Source organism: Acidocella facilis ATCC 35904 (genome assembly GCF_000687875.1).
Classification (GTDB): domain Bacteria; phylum Pseudomonadota; class Alphaproteobacteria; order Acetobacterales; family Acetobacteraceae; genus Acidocella; species Acidocella facilis.
Genome location: NZ_JHYG01000008.1, coordinates 22,097 through 40,307, shown reverse-complemented (window position 1 = coordinate 40,307; position 18,211 = coordinate 22,097). Strand labels below are relative to the sequence as shown.

The following is an 18,211-nucleotide window of genomic DNA, read 5'->3' as shown; positions in this document are numbered from 1 at the left end:
TATCCGATCAAACGGACTCGTTTGGTCGGATAAAGTTGCTGGCTCGAACAAAAAGCGAGAGCAATATGTGTTTAGGTTGACGCGCCAGCGTCAAGATAAACACATGAAATTGCTCGCTAAAATAAAACATAGAGCATCAAGCTAAAAGCTTGATGCTTTATAGCGTGTTCCGTGCACCAACGTGAACGGAATACGCTCTGGAGCCGCTTCAGGGCCAAGGCGCGATGCGTTCAGCCGGCGAAGGCGGCGAGCAGCCTGGCATGGGCGCGGGTGCCGCGATGGAAGCAGGCCAGCTCGAATTTCTCGTTCGGTGAATGGATGCAATCATCATCCAGCCCGAAGCCGGCGAGCAGCGTGTCGAGACCAAGGATGGTTTTGAAGGCTTCCACCACCGGGATCGAAGCGCCGGAGCCGATCAGGGCGGGTTGGATGCCATATTCGGCCTGCAGCGCCGCCTGGGCGGCTTTCAGGAAGGGGGCGTTCGGGGCCAGGCTGTAGCCGGGGGCGGCGCCGCCCCGGGTGAACTCTGCCCGTGCATCTTTGGGCAGGCGGTCCGTGACGAAGCGTTCGAAAGCATCGAGCACCTTCACCGGGTCCTGGCCGGCGACCAGGCGGAAGGTGAGCTTGGCGGTGGCGTGGGCGGGGATCACCGTTTTGCTGCCATCGCCCTGATAGCCGCCATAAATGCCGTTCAGCTCCGCTGTCGGCCGGGCCCAGAGCTGGGCCAGGGGGATTTGGTCGGCCTCGCCCGCCGGCTGGTGCAGCCCGACATCGCCGAGGAAGGCAGTCACATCGAAGCCAAGTCCGGCCCAGGCGGCTTCCTGTGCGGCGGAGACGGGGGCGATATTGTCGTAGAAGCCCGGCAGCTGGATGCGGCCCTGATCATCCTTCAACTGGCCCAGAATATGGGTGAGGGCGAAGATCGGGTTCAGGGCGATGCCGCCGAACAGGCCGGAATGCAGATCCCGTGAGGGGCCATGCAGCCGCACATCGATCGCCGCCAGGCCGCGCAGGCTGGCGGTGATGGCGGGGGTTTCGAAATTCCACATATTGGTGTCGGCGACCAGCACGAAATCGGCGCGCAGATTGTCGCGCTCATTGGTCAGCAGCTCGGCCAGAGAGGGGCTGCCATTTTCCTCCTCGCCCTCCAGCAGCACGGTCAGGCGCACCGGCAGCTTGCCGTTGACCGCCAGATGCGCGCGCACCGCCTCCAGGAAGCTGACCACCTGGCCCTTATCGTCCACAGCACCCCGCGCCACGATGCGCGGGCCGCGCGGGCCTTCGACCAGCTGCGGGTCGAACGGCTCGGAATTCCACAGCTCCAGCGGGTCGGCGGGCTGCACATCGTAATGGCCATAGAACAGCACGTGCGGGGCATCCGGCCCGGCGGAAAAGTTGTGCGCGATGACGCCAGGATGGCCCTTGGTCTCCGACAGCCGGGCCTCGAAGCCCATGCCGGCCAGGGTTTCGAGCGCCCATTCGGCGGCTTTGCGGCAATCTCCGGCATGGGCCGGCTGGGCGCTGATGGAGGGGATGCGCAGGAAGGCGAACAGCCGCTCCAGCGAGGCGGGCAGGGCGGTATCGACCGCGTGCAGGATCTTTTCCATGGCCGCCATCAGAGACCCCAGGGGAGAAAAAATCAATGCGGCTTGATTTGGCGGCAAAACCCGCCAAAAGAGCCGCATCATGTCGCATCTCAGCCTCTATAATACCCGCACGCGCGCCAAAGAGCCCTTCATGCCGATCGACCCGGCCAATGTGCGGGCCTATCTGTGCGGCCCGACGGTCTATGACCGCGCCCATATCGGCAATGCCCGCAATGTGGTGATTTTCGACGTGCTGATCCGGCTGCTGCGCCGGATCTATCCCAAGGTAACCTATGTCCGGAACATCACGGACGTGGACGACAAGATCAATCTCCGCGCCAAGGAGCGCGGTGTGTCGATCGCCGAGGTCACGGAAGGGCCGATCCGCTGGTATCATGAGGATATGGCGGCGCTGAATGCGCTGCCCCCCGATATCGAGCCGCGCGCGACGGAACACATGGCCGAGATCATCATGATCATCGAGAAGCTGATCCAGAATGGTCACGCCTATGAGGCGGAGGGGCATGTGCTGTTCTCCGTCGCCTCGGACTTGAATTACGGCAAATTCTCCGGCCGCACGCCTGATGAGCTGATCGCGGGTGCGCGGGTGGATGTGGCCACCTACAAGCGCGATGCCGGGGATTTTGTGCTGTGGAAGCCCTCCACCCCGGACCTGCCGGGCTGGGAGAGCCCCTGGGGTTTCGGACGGCCGGGCTGGCATATTGAGTGCTCGGCAATGTCCTGGAAGCATCTGGGCGAGACTTTCGACATTCATGGCGGCGGCGACGATCTGATCTTCCCGCATCACGAGAACGAGATCGCCCAGAGCTGCTGCGCCTTCCCCGGTTCGACCTTCGCCAATATGTGGGTGCATAACCGCATGCTGCTGGTGAATGGCGAGAAGATGAGCAAGTCGCTCGGCAATTTCCTGGTGCTGCATGAGGTGTTGGAGAAGGCGCCGGGCGAGGCGGTGCGGTTTCTGTTGATGCGCAGCCATTACCGCTCGACGCTGGATTTCTCCGATGCTGCCCTGGTTGAAGCGCGCAAGGAGCTGGACCGGTTCTACCGCGCCATCCAGCTCCACCCGAACGCCCGTGAGCGCAAAGTGCCGCTGCATCTGGTCTGGGACGCGCTGCTGGATGATCTGAACACGCCGGGCGCCATCGCTGCCCTACATAAATATGCGGATCTGGCCTTTGCCGGGAATGAGGTCGGGGCGGTGGCGTTGAAGGCGGCGGGCGAGCTGCTCGGGCTGTTCGCGCTGAGCCCGGATGAATGGTTCCGGGGCGGCATCGATGAAGCCGCCATCGAGGGGCTGGTGGCGCAGCGCGTGCTGGCGCGCATCGCCAAGGATTTCGCTGAGTCCGACCGCATCCGCGATCTGTTGCTCAGCGAACACGGTGTGATCATCGAGGACGGGCCGAAGAATACTTACACACTCAGGAAGGCCTGATGACCGGGCGTAGCGGCGGGGCGGAGCTGAGCCCCATCGAGCCTTCGCCGGTGGTGATTCTGGTGCGTCCGCAGATGGCCGAGAATATCGGCGCGGTGGCGCGGGCGATGGGCAATGGCGGGCTGTTCCATCTGCGCATCGTCGCCCCGCGCGATGGCTGGCCGCTGCCGCGCGCCTGGATCACCGGCTCGGGCGCGCATCGCATCCTGGATAACGCGCAGGTGTTCGAGAGTGTAAGCGAGGCGGTGGCGGATCTGCACCGCGTCTTCGCCACCTGCCCGCGCCCGCGCCATATCATCAAGCCGGTGCTCACCGCGCGCGGCGGGGCGAATGAGATCGTTGCCATCGGGGCGCGGGGGCTGAAGGCCGGCATCTTGTTCGGGCCGGAGCGCACCGGGCTGGATAATGACGATATCGCCAATGCCGACAGCCTGATCCGCTACGATCTCAACCCGGATTTCATGTCCCTCAACCTCGCCCAGGCGGTGATGGTGATGGGCTATGAATGGTGGCTGGCGCGCAGCCCCGAGCAGCCGCCGCGCGAGTTGCAGGTGAATGAGACGGCGCCGGCGACCAAGGGGGAGCTGGATAATTTCATGGCGCATCTGGTGCGCGCCTGTGATGAGTCCGGGTTCCTGCGCAATGAGCAGAAGCGCCCCGGCATGGTGCGCAATCTGCGGCATTTCTTCACCCGTGGCGAGGTGACGCGCCAGGAGTTGAATACGCTGCACGGGATTATCTCGGAATTGCGGCGCGGGCCGCGCTGAGCCATATCCGCGCGGAAATCCTGATCCGGCCGCATAAAGTCGATTTCGAAACAGAAACGCCTGGGGCTGCGCCAGCGCGTCTCGTCTCTGTGGTCGGAGGCTGACAAACACAAGGCTGGCCGGTTGCGCACGCGCACCTGCCTCCCCATATGCGCGCCGTTCAGGAGATTAACCGGATGAAATACAAGCAGCTGGGCCGCACCGGCCTTTACGTGTCTGAAATCTGCCTTGGCACCATGACCTTTGGCGGCAATGAGAATGCCGGGTTCTGGAAAGCCATCGGCGCGCTGCGCCAGGAGGAGGTGGATGGCATTGTCGGCACCGCGCTGTCGGCCGGGGTCAATTTCATCGACACGGCGGATGTCTATTCCTTTGGCGAGTCGGAGCGTCTGCTCGGGCAGGCCTTGAAGAATCTCGGCACCAAGCGGTCGGACGTGGTGATTGCCAGCAAGGTCTATGGCGAGATGGGGCCGGGGGTGAATGAGCGCGGGGCCTCGCGCGGGCATATCATGGATGGGGTGAAGCAGAGCCTGGAGCGGCTGCAGCTGGATTATCTCGATCTCTACCAGATCCACGCCAATGACCCGATCACCCCGATCGAGGAGACGCTGCGCGCGCTGGATGATCTGGTGAGCCAGGGGCTGGTGCGTTATGTCGGCGTGTCCAACTGGTCGGCCTGGAAGATCGCCAAGGCGCTGGGCGTGTCCGAGCGGCGTGGCTTTGCGCGGTTCGAGACGCTGCAGGCTTATTATTCCATCGCCGGGCGGGATCTGGAGCGCGAGATCGTGCCGCTGCTGAATGAGGAAGGGCTGGGGCTGATGGTCTGGTCGCCGCTGGCGGGGGGCTATCTTTCGGGCAAATACGGGCCGGGCGGCGAGAAGGAGAATGATTCCCGCCGGCTCTCCTTCGATTTCCCGCCGGTGGACAAGGACCGGGCGGATCGCTGCATCGAGGTGATGCGCGAGATTGGTGACGCGAATGCGGTGTCGGTGGCGCGGGTGGCGCTGGCCTGGCTGCTGGCGCAGAAACACGTGACCAGCGTGATTATCGGCGCGAAAAACACGCAGCAGCTGGAGGATAATCTGGCGGCGGCCGATTTGATGTTGACCGAACATGAGCTGGATAAGCTGGCCGAGGTGAGCGCGCTGCCGCCGGAATATCCTGGCTGGATGATCGAGCGCCAGGCCCGCAACCGCGTGCCGCTGCCGTTCGAGCCGAAGGATAAGGAATAAAAGTTTTTGGAGGGCGTAGGCGCCCAAGGTTCCGGCGCTGCGATAGCAGCGCTGGAAAGGCGCCGGAGGGGTGGGGACTTTTTTCAAAAAGTCCCCACAAAAATTTGGGGTGATGGCAACGTTGTTGCCACCACCCCAAATTTTTTCGCCGCTTTTTTGTAAAAAAGCGGCACCAAAAAACTTTTATAACCTACGCAGCACGAACAGCTCCGCCAGCGACTCCTCGATCGCCTCGCCATGCGCCGCGTCGCGCGCCTCGATCATCACTTCCAGCTGCGCATCCTGCACCGAAGGGCTGGAGAACAGGCGGTGATGCGCGACTTCCAGAATATTCCCGCCGAGATCGCCGATGCGGCGCGAGACCTCAGCCAGCATGCCGGGCCGGTCCGGCATCTCCAGCACCAGGCGCAGCAGCCGGCCATCGCGCAGCAGGCAGCGCATCAACGTATTGGCGAGGATGCGCGGATCGATATTCGCGCCGCAGATTGAGATGCCGACCTTCTTGCCGCGGAAATGCTCGGGGAAGCTCATCACCGCCGCGAGGCCGACAGCGCCCGCACCCTCGGTGACCTGCTTGGCGTTTTCCGCGAAACTATCGATGGCGCTTTCCACCGCATGTTCGGAGACGACCAGAACCGGCACCTGCAGCGCCTTCAGCACCGCTAGTGGGCGCTGGCCGATATCGCGCACGGCGATGCCCTCGGCGATGGTCGGGCCGCCGACCTTGATCTCCTGGCCCGCCAGCGCCTGGGCGAAGGCGGCGTAATGCTCGACCTCGACGCCATACACCTGACAGTCCGGGCGCAGATGCCGGGCCACGGTGACAGAGCCGGCGACCAGACCGCCGCCGCCGGTGGCAACGACGATGGCGTCCAGATCCGGCACGTCCTGCAGCATTTCCAGCGCCATGGTGCCCTGGCCGGCCATCACCGCAGGATCGTCATAAGGGTGGATGAAAAACAGCCCTTCCTCGGCCTCCAGCCGGCGCGCCTCGGCCGCGGCCTCGGCCAGGGTTTCGCCGTGCAGCACCACATGCGCGCCCCAGCTGGCGGTGCGGGTGACCTTGGTGGCCGGGGTGTGGCGAGGCATCACGATGGTGGCCTTGATGCCGGCGAGGGCGGCATGGCGCGCCACCGCCTGGGCATGGTTGCCAGCCGACATGGCGACGACGCCGCGCTGGCGCTCATCTGCGGTGAGCAGCGCGATGCGGTTGGCCGCGCCGCGCTCCTTGAAGGCGCCGGTGGCCTGCAGATGGTCGAGCTTCACATACAACTCAGCCCCGGTCAGGCGGGAGAGCCCGTCCATCCGCAAAAACGGCGAGCGCAACACCGACCCCTGAATCCGCGCGGCGGCGGCCAGGACATCATCGTAAGTGATCATCTCAGACGTAGCTGATTTTCAGGATTTCGTAGGAGCGATCGCCGCCCGGGGCGGGCACCGCCACGGTGTCGCCGACGCGCTTGGAAATCAACGCCTTGGCCAGCGGCGAGGTGACGGAGAGGCGGGCCTGCTTGATGTCGGCCTCATGCACGCCGACGATCTGGTAGGAGACCTCGGCATCGGTATCCTCATCCACCAGCAGGATGGTGGCGCCGAACTTCACAGTGTCGCCGGAGAGTGAGGTCGGGTCGATCACTTCGGCGGCGGAGGTGATCTCCTCCAGCTCCGCGATGCGGCCTTCGATGAAGGACTGGCGTTCGCGCGCGGCGTGATATTCGGCGTTCTCGGAGAGGTCGCCATGGGCGCGCGCCTCGGCGATGGCGCGAATGATCGCCGGACGCTCAACGGCCTTCAGGTTCCGCAATTCGTCTTCGAGGGCCACCAGGCCGCTCGCGGTCATGGGAAATTTCTGCACTGCATCTCCTCAAGGGCGCGGACGCGCCCTCGGGTGGTTAGAGGTCAAAAAGACGGACGCCGGCGGTCGCCCGCCGGCGCTCCATCAGAAGGATTGGGGAAAGTACGACTGAAGCGGCGCAACTTCAAGAGTGCCGCCGATCAGGGCGGCGATGGCATGCGCCGCCGCCCGCGCGCCGGCGATGGTGGTGAAGTTGGGCACGCCATGGGTGAGGGCGGAGCGGCGGATATCGAAACTGTCCGCCACCGATTGCGCGCCGGAAGCGGTGTTGATGATCAGCTGCACATCGCCGGAGAGGATGGCATCCACGCAATGCGGGCGGCCTTCCAGCACCTTATTCACCTTTTTCACCGGAATCCCCGCCTCGGTCAGCACCTTGGCGGTGCCCCCGGTGGCGAGCAGGGTGAAGCCCAGCTCCGTCAGGCGGCGCGCCACCGGCAGGAAGGCGGCTTTATCCACATCCTTGACCGAAACGAAGGCGGTGCCGGACAGCGGCAGCTTCACCCCCGCCCCCAGCTGCGCCTTGGCGAAGGCGCGGGCGAAATTGGTGTCCAGCCCCATCACCTCGCCGGTGGATTTCATCTCCGGCCCGAGCAGCGTGTCGATATTCGGGAAGCGGGCAAAGGGGAACACCGCCTCCTTCACCGCCACATGGCGCGGCTGCACGCTGTCATCCAGCTTGAAGCCAGCGAGTTTCTCGCCTGCCATCACCAGCGCGCCGATCTTCGCCACCGGCACGCCGGTCGCCTTGGCGACGAAGGGCACGGTGCGCGAGGCGCGCGGGTTCACTTCCAGCACATAGATGGTGTCGTTCTGGATGGCGTATTGCACGTTCATCAGCCCGACCACGTTCAGCGCCTTGGCCAGCGCCACCGTCTCCGCCCGCAGCTCGGCGACGATGGCCGGCGAGAGCGAGTAGGGCGGCAGCGAGCAGGCGGAATCGCCGGAATGGATGCCGGCTTCCTCGATATGCTCCATCACCCCGGCGACATAAACGTCGGTGCCGTCGCAGATGCAGTCCACATCCACTTCCAGCGCCTCGTTCAGATAGCGGTCGATCAGCACCGGGTTTTCCGCCGAGGGGCGGATCATCTCGCGCATATAGCGGGCCAGGCCGTGGCGGTCGTAAACGATCTCCATCGCCCGGCCGCCCAGCACGTAAGAGGGGCGGATGATGATGGGAAAGCCGATGCGCTCGGCAATCGCCTCGGCCTGTTCGGCGGAGCGGGCGATGCCGTTATCGGGCTGGCGCAGCCCGAGCTTCTGCAGCAGGGCGGCGAAACGCTCGCGGTCCTCGGCGAGATCGATCGCATCGGCGGAGGTACCGAGGATGGGAATCCCGGCAACTTCCAGCGCCTGCGAGAGCTTCAGCGGGGTCTGGCCGCCATATTGCACGATGCAGCCCAAGAGCGTGCCCTTTTCCTGCTCCTTGCGCAGCAATGAGATCACGTCCTCTGCGAAGAGCGGCTCGAAATAGAGCCGGTCCGAGGTGTCGTAATCGGTGGAGACGGTCTCCGGGTTGCAATTGACCATGATCGTCTCATAGCCGGCCTCGCGCAGGGCGTAGGCGGCATGGACGCAGCAATAATCGAACTCGATGCCCTGGCCGATGCGGTTCGGTCCGCCGCCCAGGATCACCACCTTGCGCTTGTCGGAGACATCCGCCTCGTCCAGCGGGGTGCCGTAGCTGCCCTCATAGGTGGAGTACATATAGGAGGTGGCGGAGGCGAATTCGCCGGCACAGGTATCGATGCGCTTATAGGCCGGGGTGACGTTCAGCTTCAGCCGGGCGGCGGTGACGGCGGCCTCTTTCTGGCCGGAAAGCTGGGCCAGGCGCTTATCGGCAAACCCCATCGCCTTCAGGCGGCGGAAGCCGAACGCGTCCTTGGGCAGGCCATTGGCCTTCACCTCGTTTTCGGCGGCGATGATGCCCTGCATCTGCTCCAGGAACCACGGGTCGAACTTGGTGGCGGCGTTGACGTCCTCCAGGCTCATCCCGGCGCGCAGCGCTTGGGCTGCGACCAGCAGCCGGTCCGGGCGCGGGGTGGAGAGGGCGGCGCGGAACGCATCCATGCCGCCATCGCCGGGTGCTGTCATCTCATCCAGGCCCGACAGCCCGGTTTCCAGCGAGCGCAGACCCTTTTGCAGCGCCTCCTGGAAATTGCGGCCGATCGCCATCGCCTCGCCGACGGATTTCATCGAGGTGGAGAGCAGCGCCGGGGTGCCGGGGAATTTCTCGAAGGTGAAGCGGGGAATCTTGATAACGACGTAGTCGATCACCGGCTCGAAGCTGGCCGGGGTCGCCTTGGTGATGTCGTTCTGCAGCTCATCGAGCGTATAGCCGACCGCGAGCTTGGCCGCGATTTTGGCGATGGGAAAGCCGGTGGCCTTGGAGGCCAGGGCCGAGGAGCGAGAGACGCGCGGGTTCATCTCGATGACCACCATGCGGCCATCTTCCGGGTTGATGCCGAACTGCACGTTGGAGCCGCCGGTCTCGACGCCGATGCGGCGCAGACAGGCGATGCTCGCATCGCGCATGATCTGATATTCCTTGTCGGTGAGCGTCAGCGCCGGGGCGACGGTGACGCTATCGCCGGTATGCACGCCCATCGGGTCGATATTCTCGATGGCGCAGATGATGATGCAGTTATCCGCCTTGTCGCGGACGACCTCCATCTCATACTCTTTCCAGCCCAGCACGGATTCCTCGACCAGCACTTCATTGGTCGGCGAGGCCTCGATGCCGCCCATGCAGATTTCGAAGAATTCCTCGCGGTTATAGGCGATGCCGCCGCCCGTGCCGCCCAGCGTGAAAGAGGGGCGGATAACCGCCGGCAGCCCGACCTGCTCAAGGGCTGCGGCAGCCTCCTCGCGGGTATGGGCGATGGCGGATTTCGGGCCCATGACGCCGATTTCGGCCATGGCGTCGCGGAATTTCAGCCGGTCCTCGGCGCGGTCGATCACCTCGGCATTGGCGCCGATCAGCTCCACCCCCAGACGCTCCAGCGCGCCGGACTTGGCCAGCGCCATCGCGGTGTTCAAAGCGGTCTGCCCGCCCATGGTCGGCAGCAGCGCGTCCGGCTTCTCCTTGGCGATGATCTTTTCCACCATCTCCGGGGTGATCGGCTCGATATAGGTCGCATCCGCCAGCGACGGATCGGTCATGATCGTCGCCGGGTTGGAGTTGACCAGGATCACCCGGTAGCCCTCCTCGCGCAGCGCCTTGCAGGCCTGGGCGCCGGAATAATCGAACTCGCAGGCCTGGCCGATGACAATCGGCCCGGCGCCGATGATCATGATGGACTTGATGTCTGTGCGTTTGGGCATGGGCGGAGTCCTTACTCGAAACCGGGGAAAGGGAGTTTATGCGCGTCGATCAGCGCACGGAATTCAGGCGAGATGGCGTGCAAATCGACGAGGTCGACATTGAAGGGCAGGGGTGCGTTTTCAAAAGCGTCGGCAAGATGCGCCTTGGCGGCGAAGGGCAGGGCCGCGCCGATATCGATGGCGAGATCGAGATCCGAGCCGCGTTTGGTCGTGCCCTTGGCGCGGGAGCCAAACACCCAGACACGCGCCGCGTGGTCCGGCAGACCGGTGCGAAGAATGGTTTGCACTAGGCTCAGTTCATGCGGGGCGATGTCGATCACGATTGCAGCGCCTCAAGCCGCTGCGCCATGTGCTTGGCGGCGGCGGCGAATGCTGGCAGCTGGGCGAGAACCTCTTCGGCCTTGCGTTCGTCATAGGCGTGGCTGGTGGCGTTGAGGGCTTCGCGGAACAGCTTCCACTCATCCCAGCTTTGCGCCAGTACGCCGCGTGCATAGCCAAGCCGGATCATCTGCGGAAAGGCCAGCTCCGCAACGCCGCCCGGCTCGCTGGCTTCCAGATAGCGGCGCAGCATTTTATGGCTCAGCTCGTAGCTGTACTCAAAGCGCTGGATGCAGGCGTCGCGGATGAATTTGTCCTCCGGTGCGCGCGCATGCGCGATCAGCGCTTCATCGAGCGTGGCCAGAGCGCGCTTGAGGGAGGACAGATCGAGCATCCGAAAGCTTAGCCCATCAGCTCAACAAAACGCTTGAACAGGTAAGAGCTGTCGCTCGGCCCTGGGCTTGCTTCCGGATGGTACTGCACGGAAAACACCTTCTTCGCCGGGGCGGCGATGCCTTCGTTGGAGCCGTCGAACAGCGAGACGTGGGTCACTTCAACGCCCGCCGGCAGGCTCTTTTCATCCACCGCGAAGCCGTGATTTTGCGAGGTGATCTCCACCTTGCCGGAGCGCAAATCCTTCACCGGCTGGTTGGCGCCGCGATGGCCGCGCTCCAGCTTGTAGGTTTTGGCGCCCAAGGCGGTGGCCAGCAGCTGGTGGCCGAGGCAGATGCCGAAAATCGGCACGCCGGCCTGCATCACGCCCTGGATGGCGGGCACGGCGTAGGCGGCGGTCGCCGCCGGGTCGCCGGGGCCGTTGGAGAGGAACACGCCGTCCGGCTGGTGGCGCAGAATATCCTCGGCGGTGGCGGTGGCGGGCACCACGGTCACCTGGCAGCCGGCGGAGGCCAGGGAGCGCAAGATGTTGCGCTTGGCGCCGTAATCAACCGCGACGACCTTCTTGCCGCCATTGGTCTCGGCGAAACCATTCGCCCAGTCCCAGGTGCCGCCGGTCCATTCATAGGACTGGGTGCATGAGACCTCCTTGGCCAGATCCAGCCCTTCCAGCCCGGCCCAGCCCGCCGCCTGCGCCGCCAGGGCCTTCAGGTCGAACTTGCCGTCCTCGGGGAAGGAGATCACCGCATTCGGCGCGCCGAGATCGCGGATGCGCAGCGTCAGCGCGCGTGTATCCACGCCGGAAATGCCGGCGATGCCCTGGGTTTTCAGCCAAGAGCCGAGCGGCGCGGTGGAGCGGTAATTGGAGGGGGAGGTGACATCCTCCTTCGTCACCATGCCGCGCGCGAAGATCTGGGTCGCTTCCATATCCTCGGCATTGGTGCCGACATTGCCGATATGCGGGAAGGTGAAGGTGACAATCTGCCCGGCAAAGGAGGGGTCGGTCATCGTCTCCTGATAGCCGGTGAGGCCGGTGGAGAAGCACAGCTCGGATGGGGCGCTGGTGGTGCGCGCGCCAAAGCCGCGGCCCCAGAACACGGTGCCGTCCGCCAGCACCAGGGCGGCGGTGGCGCCGGGCGGCACCTCGGTGCTCTCCGGTGCGGCGGAAAGCTCTTCCCAGGTGAGCCCGGTTGCCGCCATAATGGCGGGCCAATGGCGCGGCGGGATGGCGTTGCTGCTCCGCCATTTGCGCACGGCTTCGGGGGAGACGCCGGTCAGCGTGGCCGCGGCGTCGCTGCCGCCGAGGCGGCGCAGGATTTCATCGAGGGAGATTGCCATGGCAGCCTCTTTAGCGGAATTTTGCTCCGATCTCAATTATGGAATAGGACGGTCCGGAAATTTTTTCCGGACCAGCAAGTGAGGGTATGAAATGGCTATTCGCGAAGATCTGACCGCCGCCGTGAAGGCGTCCATGCTGGCGCGCAATGCGGAGCGCACCTCGGCGCTGCGCATGATCCAGGCCAAGCTGAAGGATACCGACATCGCCGCCCGGCCGAAAGGCGTTGAGCAGATCCCGGATGATGAAATTCTGGCGATGCTGCGCTCGATGATCAAATCCCGCCGGGATTCGGTCGCACTTTATCGCCAGGGCGGGCGTGAGGAGCTGGCGGCGAAGGAAGAGGCCGAGATCGCGGTGATTTCCGAATTTCTGCCGCAGACGCTGGAGGGCGACGCCCTGAACGCCGCCATCGCCGAGGCGATCGCCGCCACCGGCGCCAGCTCGGCCAAGGATATGGGCAAGGTTGTCGGCGCGCTGAAGGCCAAGCATGGCGCGGCTTTGGATATGGGGGTCGCCTCGCAGGCGGTGAAGGCGGCTCTGGCCGGCTAAATGGCGCTCCCGGCGAATTTCCTCGACGAGCTGCGCGCCCGGCTGCCGATCGCCACCGTGATCGGCAAGAGCGTGAAGCTCAGCCGCTCCGGGCGCGAGCGCAAGGGCTGCTGCCCGTTCCATGGGGAAAAGACGCCATCCTTTTATGTGTATGACGACCATTTTCATTGCTTTGGCTGCGGCGAGCATGGGGATGTCATCAGCTTCGTGATGAAAAGCTCCGGCGCCTCCTTCATGGAGGCGGTGGAGGATCTGGCCGGGCAGGCCGGGCTGGAGGTGCCCAAGCAAAGCCCCCAGGCGGCCCAGGCCGAAGCCCGGCGCTCCAGCCTCTCCGAGGTGCTGGAGGCCGCCTGCAAGGAATATCAGCTCTGGCTCTGGGGCCAGGAGGGGCGGGCGGCTTTGGCCTATCTGCGCGGGCGGGGCTTGTCAGACGACACCATCCGGCGGTTTCAGCTGGGATTCTCCGGCGAGGGCAGGGGGCAGCTCGCCACCGCCTTGCGCGGGCAGAACATCAAGCCGGACCAGCTGATCGAGGCCGGGCTGATGAAGCAAGGCGAGCGCGGCCCCACGGATATGTATTTCGGCCGGGTGATGTTCCCGATCCGCGACCGGCGCGGGGCGCTGATCTCGTTTGGCGGGCGGATCATGGGCGATGGCCAGCCGAAATATGTGAACGGCCCGGAAACTGCCTTGTTCTCCAAGCGCCGCTCGCTCTACGGGCTCAATCTGGCGCGCGAGGCGGTGCGCAAGGGCGCGGTTTTGATCGTGGTCGAGGGCTATATGGATGTCATCGCCTTGGCCCAGGCCGGGTTTGGCGGGGCGGTGGCGCCACTGGGTACGGCGCTGACCGAGGAGCATCTGGAGGAAATCTGGCGCCTCTCCCCGGCGCCGGTGCTGTGTTTCGATGGCGATGCCGCCGGCCAGCGCGCCGCGCTGAAAACCGCCGAGCTGGCGCTGACCCAGCTCACACCCGACAAAACCCTGAAATTGCTGCGCCTGCCGGCCAAGGACGACCCTGACAGCCTGATCAAGCGCGCAGGCCGGGCTGGCTTCGAGGCGGAGTTGGGCAAGGCGCAGCCGCTCTCGGCCGTGCTGTTCGACATGCTGAAGGCCGGGCAGGATCTGGCGACCCCGGAGGGGCGCACCCGCTTTCGCCAGCGCCTGCTGGGGGCGGCCAACACGATTCCGGATAAATTCCTGGCCGAGGAATATCGCAACGCGTTGAAAGAGGCGTTTTTCGCCGCCACCCGCCGCGCCCCGGCGCCGCGCTTCCAGCCTGGCGGCTTTGGCAAAGGCGGGCGCTTCGCCCCGCCGCCGCCACCGGTGAAGATCCCGCCGCGCAGCGCGCCGGACGCGGAGGCCGCCAATGCCAGGCGGGCGCGGCTGATGCTGGCCATTCTGCTGGCCCACCCGGCCTTGCTGCCGGAATTCGAGGAGCCGTTCTCGAATATCGCCTTGCCGGCGGAGGATGAGCCCTTCCGGGAGGCGCTGCACGCCTATGTGCTCTCCGGCAAAACCCTTGACACCGAATCGCTTCTCACCCATCTCCGGAAGCTCGGCCTTGCTGCGCGTGCCGCCGAACTGGCGGCGCTGGCCAAGACCGAATTGAGCCTCATCAAGGGTGCAAGCCCGGCGGAAGCCGGACGAAGTTGGTGGAGTTTGTACGAATTGATGGATTTCAGCATCGACTCGTTGCGTCGGCAGCGTGACGAAGCCCAGGCCTTCTGGCTGGCCCATCCTGAGGACCAGAGCGCGAGCGACCGCTTCATACGCTATGTGCAGCTGCTGGACCGCGCCCGCACGGGGGCGGCCGGGGTTGAAGAAATCTGAACCATTCTGGGCGCGCATGTTGCCTAGTAAATGACTTGTAAAATATACGAGCCGCTTAGACCGGAGACCTGACCTGACCATGGCCACCAAGCCGACCGCCACCACGGAAAATGCCGCCCCCGAGGCAGAGGCGGATGCCAATGTGCTCGACACCCAGTCCGGTGCCGTCAAACGCCTGATCGCCAAGGGCAAGGAGCGCGGCTACATCACCTTTGATGAGCTGAACGCGGTCCTGCCGGCGGAGCAGAACAGCTCCGAGCAGATCGAAGACATCATGGCGATGCTCAATGAAATGGGCATCCAGGTGGTCGAGTCCGAGGAGAGCGAGGAGGCGGAGACCGCCGCCGCGCCCAAGGACGAGATGGACAGCGACGACGAGCCGTCGGGGAATATCTCCGAGGCCTCGGTCAGCCGTACCGACGATCCGGTGCGCATGTATCTGCGCGAGATGGGCACGGTGGAGCTGCTCTCGCGCGAAGGCGAAATCGCCATCGCCAAGCGCATCGAGGCCGGGCGGGACATGATGATCCGCGGGCTCTGCGAGAGCCCGCTGACCTTCCGCGCCATCATCGCCTGGCATGAGGCGCTGAATAATGGCCGGGTGCTGCTGCGCGACGTGATCGACCTCGAAGCCATGCAGGCCGGCGCCGAGCCGGTTGAGGCGGCGGCGAGTTTCGACGCCAATGAGGAGCTGGACGAGGACGAGGAGGGCGAGGGCGCAGGCATGTCCCTCTCGGCCCTGGAAGAGAAACTCAAGCCCGAGATTTTCCAGAATTTCGACGAGATCGAGAAGCTCTACGACAAGCTCTCGAAGATGCAGACCAAGCGCATCGAGAACCTGACCGCCGGCGGGGATGTGAATGCCCGCAACGAGAAGGCCTATGAGAAGCTGCGCGATGAGCTGGTCGCCAAGGTTGAGCAGGTGCGGCTGCATAATAATCGCACCGAGGAGCTGGTGGCGCAGCTGAAGGTGCTGAACCAGCGCCTGAACGGGCTGGAGGGCCAGCTTTTGCGCCTGGCCGAGAGCACCAAGGTGCCGCGTGATGAGTTCCTGGCGCATTACCGGGGCCGGGAGATGGATCCGGGCTGGGTCGAGGCGGTGGCGGAGCTGCCGGGCAAGGGCTGGAAGGATTTCGGCAAGAAGCACGGCGCGCAGGCGAATGAGCTGCGCGCGCAGATCGGCCGGGTCGCGGCCGAGGCGGGCCTGCCGATCGAGGAATTCCGCCGGGTCTACACCACGGTTTCGCGCGGCGAGCGCGACAGCACGCGCGCCAAGAAAGAGATGATCGAGGCCAATCTGCGCCTGGTGATCTCGATTGCGAAGAAATACACCAATCGCGGCCTGCAGTTCCTGGATCTGATCCAGGAGGGCAATATCGGGCTGATGAAGGCGGTGGATAAGTTCGAATATCGCCGCGGCTATAAGTTCAGCACCTACGCCACCTGGTGGATCCGCCAGGCGATCACCCGCTCGATCGCCGATCAGGCCCGCACCATCCGGATTCCGGTGCATATGATCGAGACGATCAACAAGCTGGTGCGCACCTCGCGCCAGATGCTGCACGAGATCGGCCGCGAGCCGACCCCGGAGGAGCTGGCCGAGAAGCTCGGCATGCCGCTGGAGAAGGTGCGCAAGGTGCTGAAGATCGCCAAGGAGCCGATCTCGCTGGAAACCCCGATCGGCGACGAGGAAGACAGCCATCTGGGCGATTTCATCGAGGATAAGGCGGCGATCATCCCGCTGGATGCTGCCGTGCAGGCTAATCTGCGCGAGGCGGCGACGCGCGTGCTCTCCTCCTTGACGCCGCGTGAGGAGCGCGTGCTGCGCATGCGTTTTGGCATCGGCATGAATACCGACCACACGCTGGAAGAGGTCGGCCAGCAATTCAACGTCACCCGCGAGCGTATCCGCCAGATCGAGGCGAAGGCGCTGCGCAAGCTCAAGCATCCCAGCCGCTCGCGCAAGCTGCGTAGCTTCCTGGACGACTGATTGTTTCGCGAGCAACTTAATCGGATCAGATGCAGGCATCTGATCCGATATTGCTCTAGTAGAAGTTTTTGGTGCAGCTTTTTTCAAAAAGCTGCAAAAAACGCCTGAGGTGGAGACGACGAAGCCGTCACGCCCCCGGCCCCCAAAACCCGTGAGGCAACGCCATGCCCGAGATCCTGGATTACGCAAAGCCGGCCCCGGGTGAGGCGACCGAGCGCGCTCATGTCACTGTCATCTTCCTGCGGATGATGGCCCGGCCGGCGCGGCCGAAAATTGTGCTGCCGGAGGGTGTCGCCGTCACCCGCGAGCGGCTGGATCTGGCGAGCTACCGCGCCCTTTACGAGGAAATCGGCACGCCCTGGCTCTGGTGGCTGCGCCGGGTGATGCCGGATGCGATGCTGGAGCGGCATCTGGCCGCCAGCACGCTCTCGCTGCATCTGTTGCGGGTAGGGGGCGAGCTGGCGGGGTTCTATGAGCTGGATGCCGCCCACTGGCCTTATATCAATCTGAATTATTTCGGTCTGCGGCAAAGCTTTATCGGCCGCGGGCTGGGCCGGCCGTTTCTGGACCATGCGGTGGATGTGGTGTTCGAGGGCGCGACCGCCCTGCGCGGCATGACGGTGAATACCTGCAATGCCGACCATCCCCGTGCGCTGCCGAATTATCTGGCGGCGGGGTTCCGGGAATATCGGCGGGGCGATGAGGTGTGGGATATCCCGACCCGGCTGGGCTTCACCATTCCAGAGCATCTGCGCCGCTGATGGAGCTGCTGTTTCAGGATAACCGGGCGCTGGTGGTGAACAAGCCGGCGGGGCTGCCGGTCTATCCCGGCCGCGCGGGCGGGGCCTCGGTTGAGGACCATTTCCCGGCCTGGCGCCGGGGCAATACCGGGCCGTGGCTGGCGCACCGGCTGGACCAGGATACGGCGGGCTGCCTGCTGGTGGCGCGCGGCAAGCAGTTTCTGCTGGCGGCCCAGGCGGCCTTGGCGGCGGGCGAGGCGGAGAAGCTTTATTGGGGCATTCTCGGCTCGGTGCCGGCGCAGGAAGCCGGGGAAATCAATGCGCCATTGCTGAAGGAAACCCAGGAGCGGCGCTGGCGCATGGTGGTCTCGCCCGCAGGCGCCAGCGCGCGGACCAGCTGGCGGGTGCTCGGCACGCATGATGGCCGGGCGCTGGTGGAGTTCATCCTGCATACCGGCCGCACCCATCAGATCCGCGCCCATGCCGCGCATCTGGGCCATGCGGTGCTGGGCGATCCGGTTTATGGCGATGGCCAGGGCATGATGTGCCTGCTGGCGCGCAAGCTGGTTCTGCCGGGGCTGGGGGTGGCGGCCACCGCACCGCCGCCGGCGCATATGGCGGATTTCGTGGAGGCCTGCCTTGGAACGCTCTGAGTACGAGCCGGGCCAGTATGTCCGCCATCCGCAGCGCCCGGATTGGGGGCTGGGGCAGGTGCAGAGCGCCATCGGCAACCGGGTGACGGTGAATTTCGAGCATGCCGGCAAGGTGCTGGTGGATACGGATCGGGTGATATTGGACCTCGCCGATCCGGCGTGATTGCAATCGGACCGGA

The 18,211-nt window shown here is 64.8% G+C and carries 16 protein-coding genes; 9 read left to right on the top strand and 7 right to left on the bottom strand.

Annotated elements, in window-relative coordinates; all coding sequences use genetic code 11:
• Positions 1-230: 230 nt before the first annotated feature.
• Positions 231-1,607: a dipeptidase gene (locus tag T331_RS0111740; RefSeq protein WP_081822240.1), complete on the bottom strand. Its 1,377-nt coding sequence runs from the start codon at positions 1,605-1,607 to the stop codon at positions 231-233.
• Positions 1,608-1,686: 79 nt separating this feature from the next.
• Between T331_RS0111740 and cysS the strand changes: the two genes are divergently transcribed.
• The 3 genes from cysS (at position 1,687) to T331_RS0111725 (ending at position 5,038) form a co-directional block, all read left to right on the top strand.
• A complete protein-coding gene (gene cysS, locus T331_RS0111735) occupies positions 1,687-3,039 on the top strand; it encodes a cysteine--tRNA ligase (RefSeq protein WP_026440145.1) in 1,353 nt (450 codons plus the stop codon).
• Entirely contained in the window at positions 3,039-3,806 is a 768-nt protein-coding gene (locus T331_RS0111730) for an RNA methyltransferase (RefSeq protein ID WP_026440144.1), read from the top strand. The genes cysS and T331_RS0111730 overlap by 1 nt, the downstream gene beginning before the upstream one ends.
• Before the next feature lie 176 nt (positions 3,807-3,982).
• The gene (locus T331_RS0111725) at positions 3,983-5,038 is read left to right on the top strand and encodes an aldo/keto reductase (protein WP_026440143.1); all 1,056 of its coding nucleotides are present in this window, start codon (positions 3,983-3,985) and stop codon (positions 5,036-5,038) included.
• Between the two features lie 183 nt (positions 5,039-5,221).
• On the opposite strand, the gene T331_RS0111720 is transcribed toward T331_RS0111725, so the two are convergent.
• From T331_RS0111720 to carA, 6 genes are all read right to left on the bottom strand, one after another.
• Entirely contained in the window at positions 5,222-6,418 is a 1,197-nt protein-coding gene (locus T331_RS0111720) for a threonine ammonia-lyase (protein ID WP_026440142.1), read from the bottom strand.
• 1 nt (position 6,419) lies between these two features.
• Positions 6,420-6,893, bottom strand: coding sequence for a transcription elongation factor GreA (gene greA / locus T331_RS0111715; RefSeq protein WP_008493639.1), 474 nt, complete (start codon positions 6,891-6,893; stop codon positions 6,420-6,422).
• An 84-nt stretch (positions 6,894-6,977) separates the two neighbouring features.
• Positions 6,978-10,220: a carbamoyl-phosphate synthase large subunit gene (gene carB, locus T331_RS0111710; RefSeq protein ID WP_026440141.1), complete on the bottom strand. Its 3,243-nt coding sequence runs from the start codon at positions 10,218-10,220 to the stop codon at positions 6,978-6,980.
• 11 nt (positions 10,221-10,231) lie between these two features.
• Positions 10,232-10,540 (bottom strand): nucleotidyltransferase family protein, encoded by a 309-nt coding sequence (locus T331_RS0111705; RefSeq protein WP_026440140.1) that lies wholly within the window; start codon positions 10,538-10,540, stop codon positions 10,232-10,234.
• Positions 10,537-10,932, bottom strand: coding sequence for an HI0074 family nucleotidyltransferase substrate-binding subunit (locus tag T331_RS0111700; protein ID WP_026440139.1), 396 nt, complete (start codon positions 10,930-10,932; stop codon positions 10,537-10,539). Before T331_RS0111700 ends, T331_RS0111705 begins: the two co-directional genes overlap by 4 nt.
• 8 nt (positions 10,933-10,940) lie before the next feature.
• Positions 10,941-12,269, bottom strand: a complete 1,329-nt coding sequence (gene carA, locus T331_RS0111695) for a glutamine-hydrolyzing carbamoyl-phosphate synthase small subunit (RefSeq protein WP_026440138.1) — start codon at positions 12,267-12,269, stop codon at positions 10,941-10,943.
• Positions 12,270-12,360: 91 nt separating this feature from the next.
• On the opposite strand from carA, the gene T331_RS0111690 reads away from it, so the two are divergent.
• From T331_RS0111690 to T331_RS19500, 6 genes are all read left to right on the top strand, one after another.
• Positions 12,361-12,819 (top strand): GatB/YqeY domain-containing protein, encoded by a 459-nt coding sequence (locus tag T331_RS0111690; RefSeq protein ID WP_008493634.1) that lies wholly within the window; start codon positions 12,361-12,363, stop codon positions 12,817-12,819.
• On the top strand, positions 12,820-14,649 hold the full coding sequence (dnaG, locus tag T331_RS0111685) for a DNA primase (protein WP_026440137.1): 1,830 nt from the start codon (positions 12,820-12,822) through the stop codon (positions 14,647-14,649).
• A gap of 79 nt (positions 14,650-14,728) precedes the next feature.
• Positions 14,729-16,639, top strand: a complete 1,911-nt coding sequence (gene rpoD, locus T331_RS0111680) for an RNA polymerase sigma factor RpoD (RefSeq protein WP_026440136.1) — start codon at positions 14,729-14,731, stop codon at positions 16,637-16,639.
• 164 nt (positions 16,640-16,803) lie between these two features.
• On the top strand, positions 16,804-17,400 hold the full coding sequence (locus tag T331_RS0111675; protein ID WP_211248722.1) for a GNAT family N-acetyltransferase: 597 nt from the start codon (positions 16,804-16,806) through the stop codon (positions 17,398-17,400).
• Positions 17,400-18,032 (top strand): RluA family pseudouridine synthase, encoded by a 633-nt coding sequence (locus tag T331_RS0111670; protein ID WP_035180033.1) that lies wholly within the window; start codon positions 17,400-17,402, stop codon positions 18,030-18,032. The genes T331_RS0111675 and T331_RS0111670 overlap by 1 nt, the downstream gene beginning before the upstream one ends.
• Entirely contained in the window at positions 18,019-18,195 is a 177-nt protein-coding gene (locus T331_RS19500) for a DUF3553 domain-containing protein (RefSeq protein ID WP_081822228.1), read from the top strand. Before T331_RS0111670 ends, T331_RS19500 begins: the two co-directional genes overlap by 14 nt.
• The last annotated feature ends 16 nt before the right edge of the window (positions 18,196-18,211 follow it).

Excerpts from the sequence above, each read along its gene's own strand:
- T331_RS0111670 (WP_035180033.1), top strand. The coding sequence starts at position 17,400 with ATGGAGCTGCTGTTTCAGGATAACCGGGCGCTGGTGGTGAACAAGCCG.
- cysS (WP_026440145.1), top strand. The coding sequence starts at position 1,687 with ATGTCGCATCTCAGCCTCTATAATACCCGCACGCGCGCCAAAGAGCCC.
- T331_RS0111675 (WP_211248722.1), top strand. The coding sequence starts at position 16,804 with ATGCCCGAGATCCTGGATTACGCAAAGCCGGCCCCGGGTGAGGCGACC.
- T331_RS0111720 (WP_026440142.1), bottom strand. The coding sequence starts at position 6,418 with ATGATCACTTACGATGATGTCCTGGCCGCCGCCGCGCGGATTCAGGGG.
- T331_RS0111725 (WP_026440143.1), top strand. The coding sequence starts at position 3,983 with ATGAAATACAAGCAGCTGGGCCGCACCGGCCTTTACGTGTCTGAAATC.
- T331_RS0111690 (WP_008493634.1), top strand. The coding sequence starts at position 12,361 with ATGGCTATTCGCGAAGATCTGACCGCCGCCGTGAAGGCGTCCATGCTG.
- T331_RS0111700 (WP_026440139.1), bottom strand. The coding sequence starts at position 10,932 with ATGCTCGATCTGTCCTCCCTCAAGCGCGCTCTGGCCACGCTCGATGAA.
- carB (WP_026440141.1), bottom strand. The coding sequence starts at position 10,220 with ATGCCCAAACGCACAGACATCAAGTCCATCATGATCATCGGCGCCGGG.
- T331_RS0111740 (WP_081822240.1), bottom strand. The coding sequence starts at position 1,607 with ATGGAAAAGATCCTGCACGCGGTCGATACCGCCCTGCCCGCCTCGCTG.
- T331_RS0111730 (WP_026440144.1), top strand. The coding sequence starts at position 3,039 with ATGACCGGGCGTAGCGGCGGGGCGGAGCTGAGCCCCATCGAGCCTTCG.
- dnaG (WP_026440137.1), top strand. The coding sequence starts at position 12,820 with ATGGCGCTCCCGGCGAATTTCCTCGACGAGCTGCGCGCCCGGCTGCCG.
- carA (WP_026440138.1), bottom strand. The coding sequence starts at position 12,269 with ATGGCAATCTCCCTCGATGAAATCCTGCGCCGCCTCGGCGGCAGCGAC.
- rpoD (WP_026440136.1), top strand. The coding sequence starts at position 14,729 with ATGGCCACCAAGCCGACCGCCACCACGGAAAATGCCGCCCCCGAGGCA.